This window comes from Sporosarcina ureilytica (assembly GCF_001753205.1).
GTDB classification, from domain to species: Bacteria; Bacillota; Bacilli; order Bacillales_A; family Planococcaceae; genus Sporosarcina; species Sporosarcina ureilytica.
This window is the reverse complement of the sequence record NZ_CP017560.1, coordinates 2891358-2910172: the sequence shown is the minus strand read 5'-3', so window position 1 is coordinate 2910172 and position 18815 is coordinate 2891358. Positions and strand designations below refer to the sequence as shown.

Below are 18815 nucleotides of genomic sequence, written 5' to 3'. Positions count from 1 at the left end.
TATAGAAATCTGATTTAATTCATTGACAATCGAAAAACAGCATACTATACTCGATGTAACAAAAACGTTTTCGGTAGATGAATATAATTCACTTCGAGGACGTATATTTTTAAAAGATAACAAAAACGTTTTCGTTAAAATGAAAACGTTCTCAGGAGGTGTGATTTTGCTCAATTATTCGCGAGGCAAGGGAGACCTAAAAAACTGGCTAATATCGGAAATTGATTTTTCCTCCAATGCATTAGGAAAATGCGAAGCGACTATGTCTCTTGGAAATGGTTATATGGGCATGCGCTCGGCGACGGAGGAACCGTATATACATGAAACAAGAAATTTATTTGTCAACGGAACATTTAACAAAGCAGCGGAAAATGAAGTAACAGAGTTACCTAATTTAGCGGATGTGACTAGACTTGATATTCGGATTGACGGAGAGCGTTTTAGCCTTGAATTAGGTAAAACTAAAAATTATATACGTCAATTGAATTTAAAGACGGCAGAGTTGACGAGAAGTTTTGAATGGACCTCGCCAAAAGGTAAGGAATTAAGATTCCTTTTTAAACGATTCATTTCGCTTGATAACTTGCATGTAATCGGCTTGAAAATGGAGATTGAAAGTTTAACAGATTCAGTTGACGTTTCAATTGACACGGGGATTAATGCACAAATGAGCAATTCGGGGTGTCAACATTTTCTTGAAGGTGAAAGAAGGATTTACAATAACCAATTCATTCAACTCATTCAAACGACAACAGAATCGAATATAGATGTGGTGTTGAATACAACCCATAAAATGAAAGTAAATGGTAAGGAAGTAAACGATTCAGAGATGCATATGGCGCGTAGGAAGGTTTGGCAAACTTATCAATTTAAACTTTTACCGAATGATAAATTGGAAATGGAAAAAGTAACCACGGTTCATACGAGTCGGGATAAAGAAATCCCGCAAGAAGGCTATGACCTTCAAAAGTTACGTGATGATTCATTACAAGCCTTACAAAGTCACGCTGATAAAGGGTATGACAGCCTTTTCCAACGCCATAAAGATGCGTGGCAGCAAAAAATATGGAACAAATACAATTTCGAATTGGCTAGCGACAACGACTTTGATGAACTTGCACTTCGTTTTTCGCTCTATCATTTAACTGTAATGACGCCAGCGCATGATGAAAGAATGGGAATCGGTGCGAAAGCATTAAGTGGAGAAGGTTATAAAGGTCATTCGTTTTGGGATACGGAAATATTTATTTTACCATTTTTCATTTATTCGAATCCTGAAGTTGCTAAATCATTATTACTGTATCGTTATCATGGACTAGAAGGTGCGAGGAGAAAAGCGCTTGAAAACGGTTACGAAGGTGCGATGTACCCTTGGGAGATGGCTTGGCCGACAGATGGCGAAGTGACACCTGAATGGGGAGATATTGACATTGTAACGGGTGAACAAACGAAAATCTGGACTGGCTTCATTGAGCAACATATTACGAGTGATATCGCTTTTGGGGTCTATCAATACGAAAATGTAACCGGTGACAAGCAGTTTATGGACGATTACGGTTATGAGATTGTTTTTGATACAGCAAAGTTTTGGGCAAGTCGTCTTGAGTGGAACGATGAAAAACATCGTTACGAAATTAACAATGTTATCGGTCCTGACGAGTATAAAGAACATATTCATAATAATGCTTTTACGAATTATATGGCCTATTTCAATATGAAACTAGCCATGCGTTACTATGATCAATTAAAAGAAGAAAATCCATCACTCCTACAAAGTTTAGAGAGAAAACTAGATTTAGATGAAATGTACTCGCTTTGGGAGAAGAAAACAAAACGACTGTATTTACCAAACCCGCGTGAAGAAGATTCCGTCATTCCGCAAGATGATACTTATTTACAATTGAAAGAAATTGATTTGACAAAATATAAAGAGCAAGACACGGTTAGAACAATCTACAGAGATTATAACCCGGAACAAATCAACGAAATTCAAGTAACGAAACAGGCGGATACGTTAATCTTATTTTATTTATTAGAACAAACTTTTTTAGCTGAAGATGAAAGAATCTCAAAAGCGGTAAAACGCGCTAATTTTCATTATTACGAGCCAAGAACATTGCATGATTCCTCCTTAAGTTTAGTGACATATGCAATTGTCGCAAATGATATTGGAGAAGAAGCATTAGCTTATCGTTTGTTCGAGAAATCATGTGAAACAGACCTTGGTCCCATGATGCACACATCCGACGAAGGGATCCATGCAGCATCCATCGGCGGCATATGGAAAACCGCAATCTTTGGATTTGCTGGTGTAAGACTTGTGAATGGCAAACTAACGATTCAGCCTAGATTGCCGAATCATTGGAAAGAAATTAAATTCACAATTCATTGGCAAGGCCAACCGATTAACCTTTGTATCACACCTACTTCCCTAACTGTAGAAGCAGTAAACAAGGAGAAAGTCGAATTTGAATCTTATGGGAAGATGTATGAATGTGATGACTTTATAGAGGTTGTCTTTTCTGAGGAAGTTATAAAAAATAGCTGATTTACTGTTAGTTAGTAAAATGTTTTTCATTTTATTTACTATAAATATTAAAAAATAATAGGAGGAGTTCAAATGAAATTCCGTAAAAGATTGTTAAGTAGTCTTTTGATTGGTGTCTTAATGCTAATTTTAGCTGCATGTAGTAGTGACAGCGGCGGTGAAGAAGGAAAGTCTGACGACGTGGATGCTGAAAAATCATCAGACCAAAAAATCACCATTTTCCAAAGTAAAGTAGAAATTTCTGATCAATTAGAAGCACTTGCAAAAGAGTATGAAGAAGAAACAGGTGTCGAAGTTGAAGTTTGGGGTACAACGGGAGATGACTATTTCCAACAGTTACAAATTCGTCTGAATAGTGATCAAGGTCCATCGATCTTTAGTCTACAAAACGTAACAGAAGCTGAGCGTTTAAAATCGTATGTACATGATTTAAGTGATGAAGACTACGTAGAGCATATTGCTCCAGGTATGGCTTTAGAGTTAGATGGGAAAGTTGTTGGAATTCCATACGGCGTTGAAGGATTTGGATTAGTGTATAACAAAGATTTAGTAAGTCCTGAAGATGTAGCGGACTATGAATCTTTCGTAAAAACATTAGAAAAGTTTAAAGCAGAAGATATTAACGGTTTGGGATTAGCGAAAGATGCTTATTTCTTAATTGGTCATATTATTAACCATCCATTCTCGTTACAAGAGGATTTCTATTCGTATATTGATCAGTTAACTGCTGGCGATGTAACGATGGCAGAAACTGAGGCGTTCCAAGAGTTTGGTAAATTCATGGAAGCGATTAAAGAAAATACGCCAAGTCCACTAGACGTTTCATATGATGAGGAAATCGGTGACTTTGCTGCAGGGAAATCTGCAATGATTCACCAAGGAAACTGGGCATACGGAATGATCTCTGATTTTGATGTTGACTTTGAAATTGGTATGTTGCCATTGCCATTACAAGGCAACGATAAACTAGCTGTTGGTGTTGGTAGCAACTGGGCAATTAACGCTGAAAAAGATGAGGCTGAAGTTCAAGCAGCTGTAGATTTCTTAAACTGGTTGAATACAAGTGAAACAGGTCACAAATACATTGTCGAAGAGTTTGGATTCGTTCCAGCACTTACGAACATTGAAGCTGGCGAATTAGACCCACTTTCACAAGATGTATTAGATGCATCGAATAGCGGTCAAACAATTGCATGGTCACAAAGCTATTTCCCAGCAGGGATCGTACCAAATGATTTCACGCCTGCTGCACAAGAGTTCTTCTTATCTAAAGATATGACAGGTCAAGAGTTTATCGAGAAGTTAGATGCAGCATGGAAAAATGCTGTGAAATAATGGAGATTGTATCTCTATCATAAAGGAAATGCTGAACATGTCTAAAATGGCATGTTCAGCATTTCCTACATTCTTAAGTGATTAGAAAGAGGGGGTTGACATGAAAAGTAGTAAAAATAGACTTTGGTATCTATTATTTGTAGCACCACTTGTGTTAATTTTTACGACAGTCGTCATTATTCCGTTTGTAATGGGAATTTATTATGCTTTTTTTCAATGGGACGGTATTGCAGCCAACCCGAAAGTGTTTGTCGGATTCGATAACTTTCAGAAATTATTAACAGATACACGTTTTTTTAAGTCCGCATGGTTAACGACATTATTTACAATATTATCGGTGATTGCCGTTAACGTTGTAGGACTCATTTTTGCAATGCTAGTGACAACAAAACTAAAAACTGCCAATGCGGCTCGTACTATGATTTTTATGCCCTATTTAATCGGTGGTTTAATTTTAGGGTATATTTGGCAATTTATCTTCACAGATGTATTTAAAAGGCTTGGCGAAATGACCGGATTTGCAAGTATATTTTTTAATTGGCTCATGGATCCGCAATATGCGTTGTATGCATTAGTATTTGTCTTTACTTGGCAAATGGCTGGATATGTCATGATTATTTATATCGCGGGCATCCAAGGTATCCCGGAAGATGTGATAGAAGCAGCAAAAATAGACGGGGCGAACGGTTGGCAAAGATTTCGAAAGATTACTTTCCCGCTGTTAATGCCTGCATTTACGATTAGTTTATTTTTAACACTTTCATCAGCATTTAAAGTGTATGATGTGAACTTATCTTTAACAGGCGGTGGCCCAGCAAACTCAACTGAATTGTTTGCGATGAATATTTACAATGAAATATTTGGTTATGGAAATTATGGTATTGGTCAGGCGAAAGCAATTGTATTCTTCTTAATTGTTGCAGCAATCACATTAACGCAAGTTTACTTGACGAAGAAGCGGGAGGTAGAAATGTAATGAAGAAAACAACTAATCTGATTAAAAACATCTTACTTTTTTTAGTTGCCTTACTTTTCTTATCTCCTATTTATATCATCATTGCGAACTCATTTAAAGACCGGCAAGAACTCTATACAAATGTGTTAGCGTTGCCGGAAAGCTTTGGCTTTCAATATTATTTAGAAGCCATTCAAAAAATGAATTTTATGAGTGCACTTGGTAACTCCTTATATATAACGATTGTGTCAGTCGTTTTTATCGTTATTTTATCTTCAATGACTGCATGGATGTTAGCTAGAACGGATAATCTCCTAAGCAATATTATTTTTATGACGTTTATTGCGACAATGCTTATTCCGTTTCAGACAATTATGATGCCTTTAATGCAATTAATGGGAACCATTACGAATGAGTTAGGGATCCCAATGTTTAATACGCGTGAAGGGCTTATTTTTATGCACATTGGATTTCACTCAAGTCTATCGGTGTTTCTCTATCATGGCTTTGTGAAATCAATTCCTAGAACTTTAGAAGAGGCTGCAACAATCGACGGTGCTTCAAAATTCGGCGTTTTTTGGAGAGTTATTTTTCCAATGTTAAAGCCGATTACAGTAACGGTTATGATATTAAACGTTATTAGTATTTGGAATGACTATTTATTACCATCATTAACGTTAACAGATAGAGGACTTAGAACATTCCCGTTATCCACGTTTTATTTCTTCGGTGAGTTTACGATTCAATGGAACTTAGCGATGGCCGGTTTAATGTTAACCATTATTCCAGTTGTCATTTTCTATGCACTCGCTCAAAAACATATTATTAAAGGAATTGGAGATGGCGCTGTTAAATAACGCCATTCAGTCGGCATGCTGAGAGAAGGCCTTTTTGTGACTATCAATGAATAGAGGATGTGTATTTACGATGACTACTATAAGAGATGTTGCTAAAAAAGCAGGTGTATCGATTAGTGTCGTGTCAAAAGCGTTTAATAATTACACAGATGTGAATGAAAAAACGAAGCAAAGAATTTTCGACATAGCTAAAGAATTGAATTATTCACCCAATATAGTAGCCAAAAATTTATCATCCAAAAAGCAAATGACAATTGGCTTAATCTCTTCTGGTGTGCTGAACCAAAATGAAAAAGATAATAACGCGTTTGATATATTCAAAGGCGTTTATACAAATGTTGAGGAAAATGAATATGAGTTGTCGATTTTTCTCATTGACTCAATGAAGCAGAAGCAAAAAAGTTATGTTCAGTTTTGTCGGGAACGCAATATTGGTGGTGCAATCTTACAAGGAATTCGTACCGATGATCCTTATTTTAAGGAATTGATTAATACGAATATCCCCTGCGTGCTCTTCGATATCATTCCAGAAAAGAACAATGAGCTGATTGGGAGTGTATCGATTGATAATGTCGGTGCGACTAAACAAATTGCGGAATACTTACTAGAACGGCATCATCGCGACATTGTCGTGATGGCAGGCATTAAAGAAACGCATGTCAATTCGGAAAGGCTGAAAGGCGTTCAACAAGCTTTTCGTGAATACGACTTAGAAGTTGATAAAAATAAAGTGTTGTATGCCGACTTTTCCGAAGAAGAAGCCTATCAATTAGCGAAGGCGTATTTGGAGACGAATAGACCCACTGCATTTCTATGCTTTAGTGATTTAATGGGTTTCGGCGTTATGCGAGCAGTGAAGGAAGCAGGTCTACGAATCCCTGAAGATATTTCTGTAACTGGGTTTGATGATGTAGTCCTTAGCGGATATATCCAACCGCAACTGACAACGATTCGGCAGGATTTTACGGAAATGGGGAAAGCCGCAGCGCAATTACTGCAAAATTTAATGGAAAATAAAACATGTGAAAAGCATGTCAATGTCGCATATGAATTAATTGAGCGAAAAAGTGTGGGAACGGTAAAGAACACTTCAAATTAATGGATGAAAGGGAATCAAAACATGTCACAATTTCCTAAAGCTTTTATATTTGACCTGGACGGTGTCATTACAGACACAGCTGAATTTCATTATTTAGCATGGAAACAACTTGCTGAAGAGCTTGGACTATCAATCGATCGGCAGTTTAATGAACAATTAAAAGGCATTAGCCGTATGGAATCGCTGGAGAAAATTTTAGCGTTGGATTCAACCTTATCGACTATGTCGAATGAAGAAAAGGAAAGACTAGCTACGAAGAAGAATGCGCACTATTTAACATTAATTGAACAACTACAGCCAGATGCTATATTACCTGGTATTGAACAGTTATTGAAGAAATGTGTTGAACAGAAAGTGAAAATTGCCCTCGGTTCTGCTAGTAAAAATGCACAAACAATCGTAGAAAAGCTTGGCTTAATTGATTACTTCGATTATATCGTTGATGCGGCCAAAGTCGAAAAAGGAAAGCCAGATCCTGAAACATTTACGACTGCAGCGGATTACTTAGACATACCCTATTCAGATTGTATTGGACTAGAAGACGCAGTTGCAGGGGTAGAGGCGGTTAATAGCGCGCAAATGTTTTCAGTCGGTGTAGGTTCTATTGAACATTTACATCATGCTGACTATGTTGTAGAGGATACTTCTGAATTACGTTTTGATGACATTATTAAACAGTATCAAATGCAACGAGAAGCCGGGAAAAGTACTACTGCGAAGTAAGACGATATGAAGAGGGAGTGTATGCTAAGTGGCGTGGAAAATTACAAAATCAGAATTAGATAATGAAAATTTATTGTTAAACGAAAGTCTTTTATCCTTGGGGAACGGTTATTTAGGTGTGAGAGGGAATTTTGAGGAAGGTTATCAAGATGAATTTAACACAATCCGAGGCACATATATCAATGCTTTTCACGATGAAATTGAAATTAAATATGGCGAAAAACTACATGCATTCCCGGATATCCAGCAAAAACTATTGAATGTGATTGATGGTCAAGGTATCCAAATCTATCTTGACGATGAACGCTTCTCTTTATTTGAAGGAGAAGTAATTGATTTTCAAAGAACATTACATATGGATTTAGGGTTTAGTGAAAGGTTTGTTCATTGGCAATCTCCTACTGGGAAAGAAGTTAAACTTACATTTAAACGACTCGTCTCATTTACGACGAAAGAACTTTTTGCAATCAACGTTGAAATTGAGCCAATCAGTGGCGTGCAACAAGTGAAAATTGTATCCACTGTGAATGGTGACGTATCAAATTTTGTTGATAAAAATGATCCTCGCGTCGCTGCAGGTAATGCGAAGCGTCTACATATTATTAACGTTTCACAAGATGAAAAATATAGTGTCATTAAAAATCGTACATACGAAACGAAATTGGATGTAGCTTGTGTTACATCGACTAAGATTGATTCTGAAAACGTTCGTTATGACAGTCAGGTAACTGAAAGTCAAATCGAAGAAATCTATGAATTTGAAGCAAATGGGATTGTTCATTTTACGAAATATAACGTTTATACAGAAACGTTAAGACATGGCGAACATGTGATTGAAAAAGGACTCGAAATTCAACGCAAGATTGCAGAAACATCATTTATTGATCTATTAAAAAATCAAAAAGAATATCTAGATAATTACTGGCGTCAATCCGATGTAAAAATTGAAGGGGATTCCCAATTACAAGAGGGGATTCGTTTTAATTTATATCAACTTTTGCAATCAGTAGGGAAAGATCCGAAGAGCAATATCGCAGCAAAAGGATTATCTGGTGAAGGATATGAAGGACATTATTTCTGGGATACAGAAATTTACATGTTCCCAGTATTTTTAATGACTCACCCAGAAATCGCAAAAAATTTATTAGTACATCGATACTCACTATTAGATAGTGCAAGAAAACGAGCGAAAGAAATGGGCCATAAAAAGGGCGCATTATTTCCATGGAGAACGATTACCGGTCAGGAAAGCTCCGCATTTTTCCCAGCTGGAACTGCTCAATATCACATAAGTGCAGATATCGCTTATAGTTATATTCAATATTATTTAGTCACTCAAGATGAATCGTTTTTGAAAGATTATATGGCTGAAATGTTATTTGAAACGGCTCGCTTATGGAATGACACAGGTCATATGCAAAATGGAGAATTTAGAATTGACAGCGTGACAGGACCAGACGAGTATACATGTGTTGTAAACAATAACTATTATACAAACGTTATGGCCAAAAATAATATGTCATGGGCTGTAAAAGCGTTTAATCTCCTAAAAGAACAAGACGAGAATCATCTGAATGAACTCATGAACAGATTAGAGTTATCGGAAACAGAAGTAACTGAATGGAAGAATGCAGCTGAAAATATGTATCTTCCATACAATGAAGAACTTAAAATCAATGCGCAAGACGATAGTTTCTTACAAAAAGACCGTTGGGATTTAGAGAATACACCGGAAGATAAGTTTCCGTTACTATTAAATTATCATCCTTTAACACTTTATCGCTATCAAGTCATTAAACAAGCAGATACAGTGCTTGCTCATTTTCTATTGGAAGATGAACAAGATTTGGAAACAATCAAAAACTCATATGATTATTATGAAGAATTAACAACGCATGATTCGTCACTATCTTGTTCAATCTATGGCATTATGGCTTCCAAGTTAGGCTACGATGAGAAAGCATATAACTATTTCATTGAAACAGCGAGACTAGATTTAGATAATACACAAGGTAATACCAAGGACGGACTCCATATGGCAAATATGGGGGGGACATGGCTAGCGCTTGTCTATGGCTTTGCTGGTTTACGGATAAAAGAAACCGGCCTGTATTTTGCGCCAACTTTGCCGGAAGCATGGCAGTCACTTTCATTTAACTTACTTTATCAAGGACGAATTCTAAATATACATTTAGAAAAAGATGCCGTAACGTATACAGTTGTAGAAGGTAAAGGACTTACAATTTCCCATCATGGTCAATCGATTCATCTTGAAAATGGTGTGGAAGCAAAAGCTGAAATTGAATATTCTTCTTAACAAGAGAGCTGGACTAATTTGGTCCAGCTTTTTGTGTATTATTTTGAAATATGCCTGCAAAAAGGTATTGGAAGATGACCTAATAAAGTATCTATAATACAATGAATGAAACATGCCCATATGAAAGAGGGATTCTTATGATAAATCAATTACGAAATATGTATGCTTCACTTTTACTATATAAAAATACAAATGAACCATTACACCCAGAATATAAATGGTTTATTACAGAAAATCATGAGATTATCGGCATACATGAAGAGGAGTTAACTTCCAAAGAAATCTCGCTTCTCGAAGCATTTTTAACTCCTTATCAAATTCAATTCCCTCTATTGACGACTGAAGAACGAAACTGGACACGACTTATCCATGAAAATGAACATAAGGATAGTCTAGTAAACAATTCTTTTCGATTTGTTTATTTCGCCATCGATCGCAATCAAATCAGTCCGATTCAATTTAAAAGTGCGATTTGTGAATTATTTGGAAGAGAGGTTCCAGTTCTATGGGAAAGTGAGTTTGAAGGGATTATAATTGAAGAGAAAATGGTCCATGAGGATATGACTTCGTATGAGCAGATTATTGATATATTAATGAGCGACTTATATGTAAATATTAAATTCCTAGTTGGTACATATAAAAATAATTTGCAAGATGTTCATCGCTATTACAACACTTTATTATACGCGGCCAAAAACGTTTTTCGGTATTCTAATAAAAATGTGTTGACCTATATTAATGCCATTCCATATGTTTTTATTCACCAAACATCACAAGAACAAAGTCGCTCTATCAGTGAATCGATTTTACAAGATTATATTGATGACGAAGAAACGACGAAGATGATTCAGGCGTTTATTTCTTGTAATTTAAACATTTCTGAAACGGCGAAAAAACTTCACATGCACCGAAATAGTTTGCAATATCGTTTAGAGCGTTTTTATGAAAATACGAATTTGGATATCCGGCAATTTCATCACGCGATGACAGCGTATTTAGCTTTATTATCTAAAAATATACATGGTGCACAAAATAGTGACTAAACTTTGTGCACTTTCCCCATTACGTAAGGAATCGAAAAAAGGTAAGCTTAATTTATAAATGAAAGCACTTACATACTGGAGGGAATAGGAATGGCAGGTTTAACATTAAAAGGAATTAAAAAAGTTTATGATAAAGATGTAGTCGTCGTAAAAGACTTCAACTTAGAAATTAGAGATAAAGAGTTTTTAGTTTTAGTTGGTCCTTCTGGGTGCGGTAAATCTACGACACTACGTATGATTGCTGGGTTAGAAGAAATTACAGAGGGAGACCTATATATTGGTGACAAACGAGTAAACGACGTAGCGCCAAAAGACCGTGACATTGCGATGGTATTCCAAAACTATGCGTTGTATCCGCATATGAACGTTTATGATAATATGGCGTTTGGTTTAAAGCTTCGTAAATTTAAAAAGGATGAAATTAAACAACGCGTTGAAAATGCTGCACAGATCTTAGGGTTAGAAGAGATGTTGGATCGTAAACCGAAAGCACTTTCAGGAGGTCAGCGCCAACGTGTTGCATTAGGTCGTGCAATTGTTCGAGATGCAGAAGTATTCCTAATGGATGAGCCTTTATCCAACTTGGATGCAAAGCTACGTGTTCAAATGCGTGCAGAAATTCAAAAGTTACACAATCGTCTACAAACGACAACGATTTATGTAACGCATGACCAAACGGAAGCAATGACAATGGCAACACGCCTAGTCGTCATGAAAGATGGCATCATCCAACAAGTAGGGGAACCAAAAGAAGTTTACGATTATCCAAATAACGTTTTCGTTGGCGGGTTTATTGGCTCTCCTGCAATGAACTTTTTAACGGGTAAGCTTGAGGGAGAACATTTTGTTTTAGGGAATGTGAAATTACACGTTCCGGAAGGTAAAATGAAAATGCTTCGTGACCAAGGTTATGAAGGAAAGGAAGTCATTTTAGGCATCCGTCCTGAGGATATTCATGATGAGCCGTTAGTAATCGACGCTTCACCAAACTCAACAATCGAGGCGCAAATTGAAGTAGCTGAGTTAATGGGTGCTGAAATTGTACTTTACTCTAAAGTTGCAGATCAAGATTTCGTTGCTCGTGTTGACTCCCGTTTCAATATTGAAGCTGGCGATTCCATTAAATTAGCTTTCAACATAAGTAAAGCGCACTTCTTTGATGTGGATACGGAAGAGCGTATTAAATAATCCTCAAAAAACCGTCAAGGAGAATCTCTTTGACGGTTTTTTTATCGGTATTTTCGTAAGTATTTTGTTGGCTTTTTATTCCTGGGAGAATAGGTTTATTATTCTCAATATTCGTTGTGTTCCGTTCCTTTTAGTAGTAAGATGGAATATAATAAAAAGAACCGGTCAATTGCGAAAGGGGAATAAAACATGTACTTTACTGAATTCTTACTGTTAATGGGTAGCGCGATAGTTATTACAATGCTTCTAATGTACCTCGGTGCAAAGACGATGCTATTAATCACCCCGAAAGGAATTGGACCGTTCATAATTATGCTAGGTTCACTAACTTTTACATTTGCCCTATTATCAATCGTTAGCTTTGGTTTCAATATGAAAATTAACATGAATTATTTTATGATAGCAAGTGCAATTATTGTATTAAACAAGTACTGGTTCGGTCATTTTGAAAAAACCAAAAGGCAGGAAGAAATGAAAGCGTTACCAACCCGTATGGAAAAAGTTGTTGAATAACAAACGGTTGCTTAGCCGCTATCTATTATATAAAAAGAAGGTAGTCATTTAGGACTACCTTCTTTTTATATTTGAATTTCCTTTCGCATTCTAGAAGAAGGAATGTTTAGTTCTTCGCGATATTTGCTAATCGTTCTTCTTGAAATGGCGATTCCTTTTTCTGTTTTAAAATAATTTGCGATTTTTTGATCTGAAAAAGGCTTTTGCTTATTTTCTTCGGCAATAAAGCGTTGTAATAATTTTTTTACTTTCGTTTGAGAAACGGAATCTCCGTCACTCGTTTCTAATTTGGATGTAAAAAGCATTCGGAAATCGAAAGTGCCTTTTGGTGTTTGGATTGTTTTGTTTGCTGTTGCTCTGCTCACCGTAGATTCGTGCATATCGATTTCATCAGCGACTTCTTTTAATGTTAATGGTTGTAGAGCGATAAAGCCTTCATTGAAAAAATTTTGTTGCTTTTCAAGTACAACTTCAATAATTTTGGAAATGGTCGCTCTTCGTTTTTCGATACTGCTCAATAGCCACTGAATCTGGTTATATTGGTCGGATATATATTTTGCTGTTTCCTGGTTTTGGTGTCGCATGGATAAATACTCCGTATTCACTTGAACAGCAGGCAGATAGCGATCGTTTAAAAAATAAGATAAACCATTGTCGCTTTCCTCAATGACGATGTCGGGGGTTATATATTCAGCATTAAAATCTGCGATGGTTGAGCAGGGCTTAGGGTTTAATGTTTTAATAAACTCATGGAGCTTTTTTACTTCAGCTAATGTAAGCTTCATAAGCGATGCAATGTCATCCCATTTTCGATTCGCTAATAAATCAAAGTGAGCGTCAATTAAAGTAAAAGCCAATTTTTCTTCCGGATGGTTATATGCTAGTTGTAAGAGTAAGCATTCTTTTAAACTTCTTGCACCAATCCCAGCGGGGCCTATTTGTTGCAGTAGGTGAATCCCGCGATTGAGAGCGTTTTCATTGCAGGTAAATTCCATAGAATCATCATTGAACAAATAGCCATTGTCATCCAAGTTGTAAATCAAATACTCAAGGAGCTGAATGTCTTGAGGGTCCTGAAATTGAACTCTAGCGTGTTGAACCAATTCTTCCCGCATATCGTTGCCATCGCAAGGAATCCAGTCCAATGATAAGCTGGAAGTATTTGATGAACTGCGAATTCGATGGGGTGTACGGTAGTCGGAAGCATCGGGATGTTTTTCTTTTAGTTCAATTAAAGGGTTATCCAAAGCTTGTTCTTTAATATAATCATACAGTTCGTATGTTGAATATTGCAGAAGTTCTATCGCTTGGCGAAGGGCTGGCGTCATAACCAAATTTAATTCTTGTATTTGTTTTTGTTGTAGTGTTATTTGCATAAAGATTCCCCTCTTTAACTTATTAATATTTAATGGTCCGGCAATATTGGGGTTAATGATTAACATGTGTGCCAATAATCCCAAAACATACTATATTCATTATAGTCTATCTTCCAGGTGATTTCGAGGGGGAAATTTAATATATTAAAATAAAAATAGTTTTTTGGAAGAGAAAAGCCCTTAAAACCGTATAAATTACTATTGTAATTATAATGGTTAAGGGCTTCTTTTTGATTATAAAGTTTGTAGTTCTCTAGGGAATGAAGTTAATACTTCTGCTTCTCCATTTTCGTTAATGTAAACAGTATCTTCTATGCGTACGCCGCCATATTCAGGGATATAAATTCCCGGCTCAATTGTAAATACAAGTCCTTCGTTTGCGATATCCTCATTGTTTCCATGAACGGATGGCTCTTCATGGACTTCAATTCCTAGGCCGTGTCCTACTCGGTTATTGAAATACTCATTATAACCTTCATTAGCTATCACATCTCTTGCCGCGATATCGAATGTATTTAATGGGACACCAGCTTTTACAGCGTCGATTCCGGCTTGGTTAGATCTTAGTACGATATCGTATATCTCTCTTTGTTTTTCAGTCGGTTCGCCAATGACGAATGTTCGCGTTGTATCTGAACAATAACCGTCTTTAACAACTCCAAAATCAATTAATAAGAAGTCTCCATCCTGGAATTTACGGTCGCCAGGTGTGCCGTGCGGAAGCGCTGCTTTTTCACCGGATAATACAATGGTTGAGAATGAAGGACCGTCTGCGCCAAATTCTCGCATTAACGTTTCGAATACCGCAGTAAGTTCTAATTCGGTCATGCCTACTTTTACTTTTTTAATTCCTTCAGCTAATACATTCTCAATAATATTGACCGCATTTTGCATGAGTTCGATTTCTTCTCGTGATTTTCTCATTCTTAATTTGTCGGTAAATGGTTGAATGTCCACGACTTCTGCTTTTTGGAAATATGCTAGCAAGCTGTCATAGCGGAATAAGCTTAGCGATTTTTTCTCTACACCAAATAATTTTGCATCGTTACTTAGTGCATTTGATACAACCTCAAATGGTATTTGTTCATCAGAGATAGAAATAATATTGGCCACATCCGTAACCGCTTCTGCCGCACTTTGATCTAAAGCAGGAACGAATAAAATCGTTTTTTCCGCGCGCGTATCAATCATTAAAGACATAAAGCGCTCATGTGGATCTGAGTTAAATCCTGAATAATAAAAAACGTTGGCAGGGTCTGTAATCATTGCAACTTCAATTTTTTGTTCGACTAGATATTGTGTTAAGGCATTTCTTCTTTGTTCATAAATGGTACTCATCTTGTAATTCCTCCATATCTCATTAATTGTACGTCTCCTCTATTGTTGCAAGTTTCAGGCCGAAGTGCAAATTGGCAAGGAAGTTGCATTAAATAAATTAGGGCTATAAAGGTAGGGGGAGAAATTAAAATGCAAAAAATTGTAGAACTGCGTCAAGCGATTAAAGAATTAGAGGTAGATGGAATATTAATTACAAATCCATTAAACAGAAGATATTTAACAAATTTCACAGGGAGTGCAGGCGTCGCGCTGATTACAAAGGATAGGGCTTATTTTTTAACTGATTTTAGATATGCAAAACAGGCAGAAGAACAAATCGATCATTATGAAATCGTCATTTACCAATCATCACGCGATATGATGCAAAATGTTTTAGGGCAAATTAGAGATTTAGGCATTCAAAAGCTAGGCTTTGAATCGGAAGACGTCAGTTTTAATTTTTATACACAATTGAAGAAATTAGACAGTATTGAACTTGTTCCGACAATAAAAGTTGTGGAGAAGCTTAGATTAATTAAAACTGACGAAGAAGTTGCAAAGATTCGAAAGGCGGCCGTAATAAGCGATCAGGCTTTTGGTTTTATTCAACAGGTAATTCGTCCGGGAGTCACTGAAAAGAAAGTTGCGAATGAGTTGGAGCATTTCATGAAAGAACAAGGGGCAGGTGGCGAGTCGTTTGCCATTATTGTTGCCTCGGGCGTTCGCGGTGCACTACCGCATGGCGTTGCTAGTGAAAAAGTGATTGAACAAGGTGATATGGTCACGCTTGATTTTGGCGCTTTATATGATGGATACTGCTCTGATATCACAAGAACATTGGCTGTGGGAGAACCGGATTCAAAATTATTAGACATTTATCAGATTGTGCATCAAGCACTTGAACTGACTTTAGAAAATATACAAGTTGGGATGACTGGCAAGGAAGTTGACAGCATCGCCAGGGACTATATAGCAGGGCAAGGGTATGGGGACTATTTTGGACATGGTCTCGGTCATGGAATCGGTTTAAATATTCATGAGGATCCTTTCTTCTCACAGAGCGGTGAGGACATCCTACAAGCGGGTATGGTGATCACGATCGAGCCAGGGATTTATATACCGGAACTTGGTGGAGTGCGGATTGAGGATGATGTGTTAATAAAAGAGGATGGGATTGAAATATTAACGCATTCACCTAAAGAGTTGATTAGATTATGAAAAAATAGACATGTGTAAAAAATGATAGAAAGTTCCAGTCCTTTAAAAGTTATTTGAAAGAAATTAGACACATCTGAAATGTTTTTGGAAAATTATTTTACACAACTCTATAAACTCGGTATGGAAAACGAAGGGAAAATTGTATTTAGTGGAACTAATAATTGGCACAACTCTTGCAAGAAGAAATGAAAGAAGATTCTATAAATTATAAAGGTTAATTGTCAGGGGGGAATCAAGTGACAGTTTTACTGGAAGTAAATAATCTGAAAACCCATTTCAAAAGTAATAAACGTGTCATCCGAGCAGTTGATGGAATCGACTTCAAAATAAAAAAAGGTGAAACGGTTGCTTTAGTAGGCGAATCAGGATGCGGTAAAAGCATGACGTCTCTTTCTATTATGGGGTTAGTGCCTAAGCCTGGCGGATCAATCGTGGATGGAGAAATACTACTAGAAGGTACTGATTTAGTAGATTTGCCTGAACAAGAAATGTATAAAGTTCGGGGAAATGACATCGCCATGATATTCCAAGAGCCGATGACATCTTTAAACCCGGTATTGACAATCGGAGATCAAATAACGAGTGTCATTATTCATCATTTGAAAGTAAACAGAGCAGAAGCAACTAAAAGGGCAGTTGAAATGTTGGAGCTCGTTGGTTTTTCAAATCCGAAAAAATTATTAAAAGATTATCCGCATCGATTGTCTGGCGGTATGCGGCAAAGAGTAATGATTGCAATGGCAATGTCATGTAATCCTAAGCTTTTAATCGCCGATGAACCTACAACAGCTCTTGATGTTACGATTCAGGCCCAAGTTTTGGAGTTAATGAAAAAGTTAAGTGTTAAGTTTTCAACTTCTATTCTATTAATTACCCATGATCTTGGTGTTGTTTCTGAATTGGCGGAGCGAGTTATTGTGATGTATGCCGGTCAAATTGTAGAAATTGCAGAGATTGATGATTTATTTGATGAGCCGCTCCATCCATATACGAATGGCTTAATCGATTCGGTTCCAACAATAGATGGAGAAATTGAAAGGTTGCATTCAATCCCTGGTAACGTTCCGGCACCTGGTACAGAAATAACGGGCTGTAAATTTGCAGCAAGATGCAGCAGGGCATTCCATCGTTGTACAGAAGCTGTTCCAGATTTAATTGAAATTGGTGGAAAAAGATCTGTTCGCTGCTTTTTATATGAGAGCGAGGGGAAAAGTTAATGAAGTCCACTACTGTTTTAGAAAGAAGCGAACAAACTATTGTACATACTTCGGAACAGCAACAAATCTTATTAGAAGTTAACGGTTTAAAAATGCATTTTCCAATTAAAGCAGGTATTTTACAGCGGACTGTTGGACATGTAAAGGCTGTTGATGATATAAGTTTTCATGTTAAAAAAGGTGAAACATTGGGCATCGTAGGCGAATCTGGTTGCGGAAAATCAACGATGGGCAGATCACTAATACGATTGTACGAGCCAACTGATGGTGAAATTATTTTTGAAGGCCATGATATTACCAGATTATCGGAGGCTAAATTAAGACCTTTAATTCGTCGAAAAATGCAAATGGTTTTTCAAGATCCATTTGCTTCCTTGAATCCCAGAAAATCTTTGGTCAGCACTTTAACAGAGCCACTAAAAGCGCATGGTTTATATGGTAATTCAAAAGAGCGTGTGGAAAGAGTGAAAGAATTACTGGAAGTGGTTGGGCTTCATGCTGCTTCATTAAATAACTATCCACATGAATTTTCAGGAGGACAGCGCCAAAGAATTGGGATAGCAAGAGCACTTGTTTTAAATCCAGAACTAATCATTGCTGATGAGGCGGTTTCCGCATTAGACGTTTCCATTCAGTCACAAATTATTAATTTACTTGAAGATTTACAGGATCAATTTAATTTGACGTATATATTTATTTCGCATGATTTAAGTGTAGTCAGGCATATAGCTGACAGGGTCGGTGTGATGTATTTAGGAAAGCTGGTTGAAATAGCCGATAAAGATGAGTTGTATAAGGAACCACTTCACCCTTATACGCAATCACTCCTTTCTGCTGTGCCTGTTATCCGTAAAAAAGGTGTTAAGCCTAGGGAAAGGATTGTTTTAAAAGGGGATATTCCTAGCCCTGCAAATCCGCCATCCGGTTGTATTTTTCATACAAGATGTCCAGCTAAAATGAAAATATGTGAAACGGTTATGCCTGAATTTAAAAAGGTTAATGAACATCGTTCTGTTGCTTGCCATTTGTATAAATGATAGAGATTACTTTTTGAAAGGAGGGTTGTGAGATTTTCCACTATAAATTTGAAGAGTTGATAAAGAGGGGGA

Annotated in this window: 15 protein-coding genes; 13 read left to right on the top strand and 2 right to left on the bottom strand. The window is 36.8% G+C overall.

What is annotated here, in order from left to right; translation table 11 throughout:
- Positions 1–166 precede the first annotated feature (166 nt).
- The 10 genes from BI350_RS14295 to BI350_RS14250 all read left to right on the top strand — a co-directional run bounded on the left by BI350_RS14295 (position 167) and on the right by BI350_RS14250 (position 12578).
- A complete protein-coding gene (locus BI350_RS14295) occupies positions 167–2548 on the top strand; it encodes a glycoside hydrolase family 65 protein (protein ID WP_075528755.1) in 2382 nt (793 codons plus the stop codon).
- Between the two features lie 72 nt (positions 2549–2620).
- Positions 2621–3883, top strand: a complete 1263-nt coding sequence (locus BI350_RS14290) for an ABC transporter substrate-binding protein (RefSeq protein ID WP_075528754.1) — start codon at positions 2621–2623, stop codon at positions 3881–3883.
- A gap of 100 nt (positions 3884–3983) precedes the next feature.
- Positions 3984–4859 carry a carbohydrate ABC transporter permease gene (locus tag BI350_RS14285; RefSeq protein WP_075528753.1) on the top strand — a complete coding sequence of 292 codons (876 nt, stop codon included), beginning with the start codon at positions 3984–3986 and terminating at the stop codon, positions 4857–4859.
- Positions 4859–5695 (top strand): carbohydrate ABC transporter permease, encoded by an 837-nt coding sequence (locus BI350_RS14280; RefSeq protein WP_075528752.1) that lies wholly within the window; start codon positions 4859–4861, stop codon positions 5693–5695. Before BI350_RS14285 ends, BI350_RS14280 begins: the two co-directional genes overlap by 1 nt.
- A gap of 70 nt (positions 5696–5765) precedes the next feature.
- Positions 5766–6794, top strand: coding sequence for a LacI family DNA-binding transcriptional regulator (locus BI350_RS14275; protein WP_075528751.1), 1029 nt, complete (start codon positions 5766–5768; stop codon positions 6792–6794).
- A 21-nt stretch (positions 6795–6815) separates the two neighbouring features.
- Positions 6816–7517 carry a beta-phosphoglucomutase gene (gene pgmB, locus BI350_RS14270; protein WP_245698266.1) on the top strand — a complete coding sequence of 234 codons (702 nt, stop codon included), beginning with the start codon at positions 6816–6818 and terminating at the stop codon, positions 7515–7517.
- A 28-nt stretch (positions 7518–7545) separates the two neighbouring features.
- On the top strand, positions 7546–9834 hold the full coding sequence (locus BI350_RS14265; RefSeq protein WP_075528749.1) for a glycoside hydrolase family 65 protein: 2289 nt from the start codon (positions 7546–7548) through the stop codon (positions 9832–9834).
- A gap of 137 nt (positions 9835–9971) precedes the next feature.
- Positions 9972–10877 (top strand): PucR family transcriptional regulator, encoded by a 906-nt coding sequence (locus BI350_RS14260; protein WP_075528748.1) that lies wholly within the window; start codon positions 9972–9974, stop codon positions 10875–10877.
- A gap of 90 nt (positions 10878–10967) precedes the next feature.
- Positions 10968–12065, top strand: coding sequence for an ABC transporter ATP-binding protein (locus tag BI350_RS14255; RefSeq protein WP_075528747.1), 1098 nt, complete (start codon positions 10968–10970; stop codon positions 12063–12065).
- A 189-nt stretch (positions 12066–12254) separates the two neighbouring features.
- On the top strand, positions 12255–12578 hold the full coding sequence (locus BI350_RS14250; protein WP_075528746.1) for a hypothetical protein: 324 nt from the start codon (positions 12255–12257) through the stop codon (positions 12576–12578).
- A gap of 65 nt (positions 12579–12643) precedes the next feature.
- Here the strand turns inward: BI350_RS14250 and rpoN are convergent, their stop codons facing one another.
- On the bottom strand, positions 12644–13954 hold the full coding sequence (rpoN, locus tag BI350_RS14245; RefSeq protein WP_211117161.1) for an RNA polymerase factor sigma-54: 1311 nt from the start codon (positions 13952–13954) through the stop codon (positions 12644–12646).
- Positions 13955–14188: 234 nt separating this feature from the next.
- Positions 14189–15292, bottom strand: a complete 1104-nt coding sequence (locus tag BI350_RS14240; RefSeq protein ID WP_075528745.1) for a M24 family metallopeptidase — start codon at positions 15290–15292, stop codon at positions 14189–14191.
- 129 nt (positions 15293–15421) lie between these two features.
- Here BI350_RS14240 and BI350_RS14235 point away from each other — a divergent pair, with 129 nt between their 5' ends.
- The 3 genes from BI350_RS14235 (at position 15422) to BI350_RS14225 (ending at position 18743) form a co-directional block, all read left to right on the top strand.
- Entirely contained in the window at positions 15422–16489 is a 1068-nt protein-coding gene (locus BI350_RS14235) for a M24 family metallopeptidase (protein ID WP_075528744.1), read from the top strand.
- 236 nt (positions 16490–16725) lie between these two features.
- A complete protein-coding gene (locus BI350_RS14230) occupies positions 16726–17706 on the top strand; it encodes an ABC transporter ATP-binding protein (RefSeq protein ID WP_075528743.1) in 981 nt (326 codons plus the stop codon).
- Positions 17706–18743: an ABC transporter ATP-binding protein gene (locus BI350_RS14225; protein WP_075528742.1), complete on the top strand. Its 1038-nt coding sequence runs from the start codon at positions 17706–17708 to the stop codon at positions 18741–18743. Before BI350_RS14230 ends, BI350_RS14225 begins: the two co-directional genes overlap by 1 nt.
- Positions 18744–18815: the final 72 nt, after the last annotated feature.

Excerpts from the sequence above, each read along its gene's own strand:
- BI350_RS14290 (WP_075528754.1), top strand. The coding sequence starts at position 2,621 with ATGAAATTCCGTAAAAGATTGTTAAGTAGTCTTTTGATTGGTGTCTTA.
- BI350_RS14285 (WP_075528753.1), top strand. The coding sequence starts at position 3,984 with ATGAAAAGTAGTAAAAATAGACTTTGGTATCTATTATTTGTAGCACCA.
- BI350_RS14280 (WP_075528752.1), top strand. The coding sequence starts at position 4,859 with ATGAAGAAAACAACTAATCTGATTAAAAACATCTTACTTTTTTTAGTT.
- BI350_RS14275 (WP_075528751.1), top strand. The coding sequence starts at position 5,766 with ATGACTACTATAAGAGATGTTGCTAAAAAAGCAGGTGTATCGATTAGT.
- pgmB (WP_245698266.1), top strand. The coding sequence starts at position 6,816 with ATGTCACAATTTCCTAAAGCTTTTATATTTGACCTGGACGGTGTCATT.
- BI350_RS14260 (WP_075528748.1), top strand. The coding sequence starts at position 9,972 with ATGATAAATCAATTACGAAATATGTATGCTTCACTTTTACTATATAAA.
- BI350_RS14255 (WP_075528747.1), top strand. The coding sequence starts at position 10,968 with ATGGCAGGTTTAACATTAAAAGGAATTAAAAAAGTTTATGATAAAGAT.
- BI350_RS14250 (WP_075528746.1), top strand. The coding sequence starts at position 12,255 with ATGTACTTTACTGAATTCTTACTGTTAATGGGTAGCGCGATAGTTATT.
- rpoN (WP_211117161.1), bottom strand. The coding sequence starts at position 13,954 with ATGCAAATAACACTACAACAAAAACAAATACAAGAATTAAATTTGGTT.
- BI350_RS14240 (WP_075528745.1), bottom strand. The coding sequence starts at position 15,292 with ATGAGTACCATTTATGAACAAAGAAGAAATGCCTTAACACAATATCTA.
- BI350_RS14235 (WP_075528744.1), top strand. The coding sequence starts at position 15,422 with ATGCAAAAAATTGTAGAACTGCGTCAAGCGATTAAAGAATTAGAGGTA.
- BI350_RS14225 (WP_075528742.1), top strand. The coding sequence starts at position 17,706 with ATGAAGTCCACTACTGTTTTAGAAAGAAGCGAACAAACTATTGTACAT.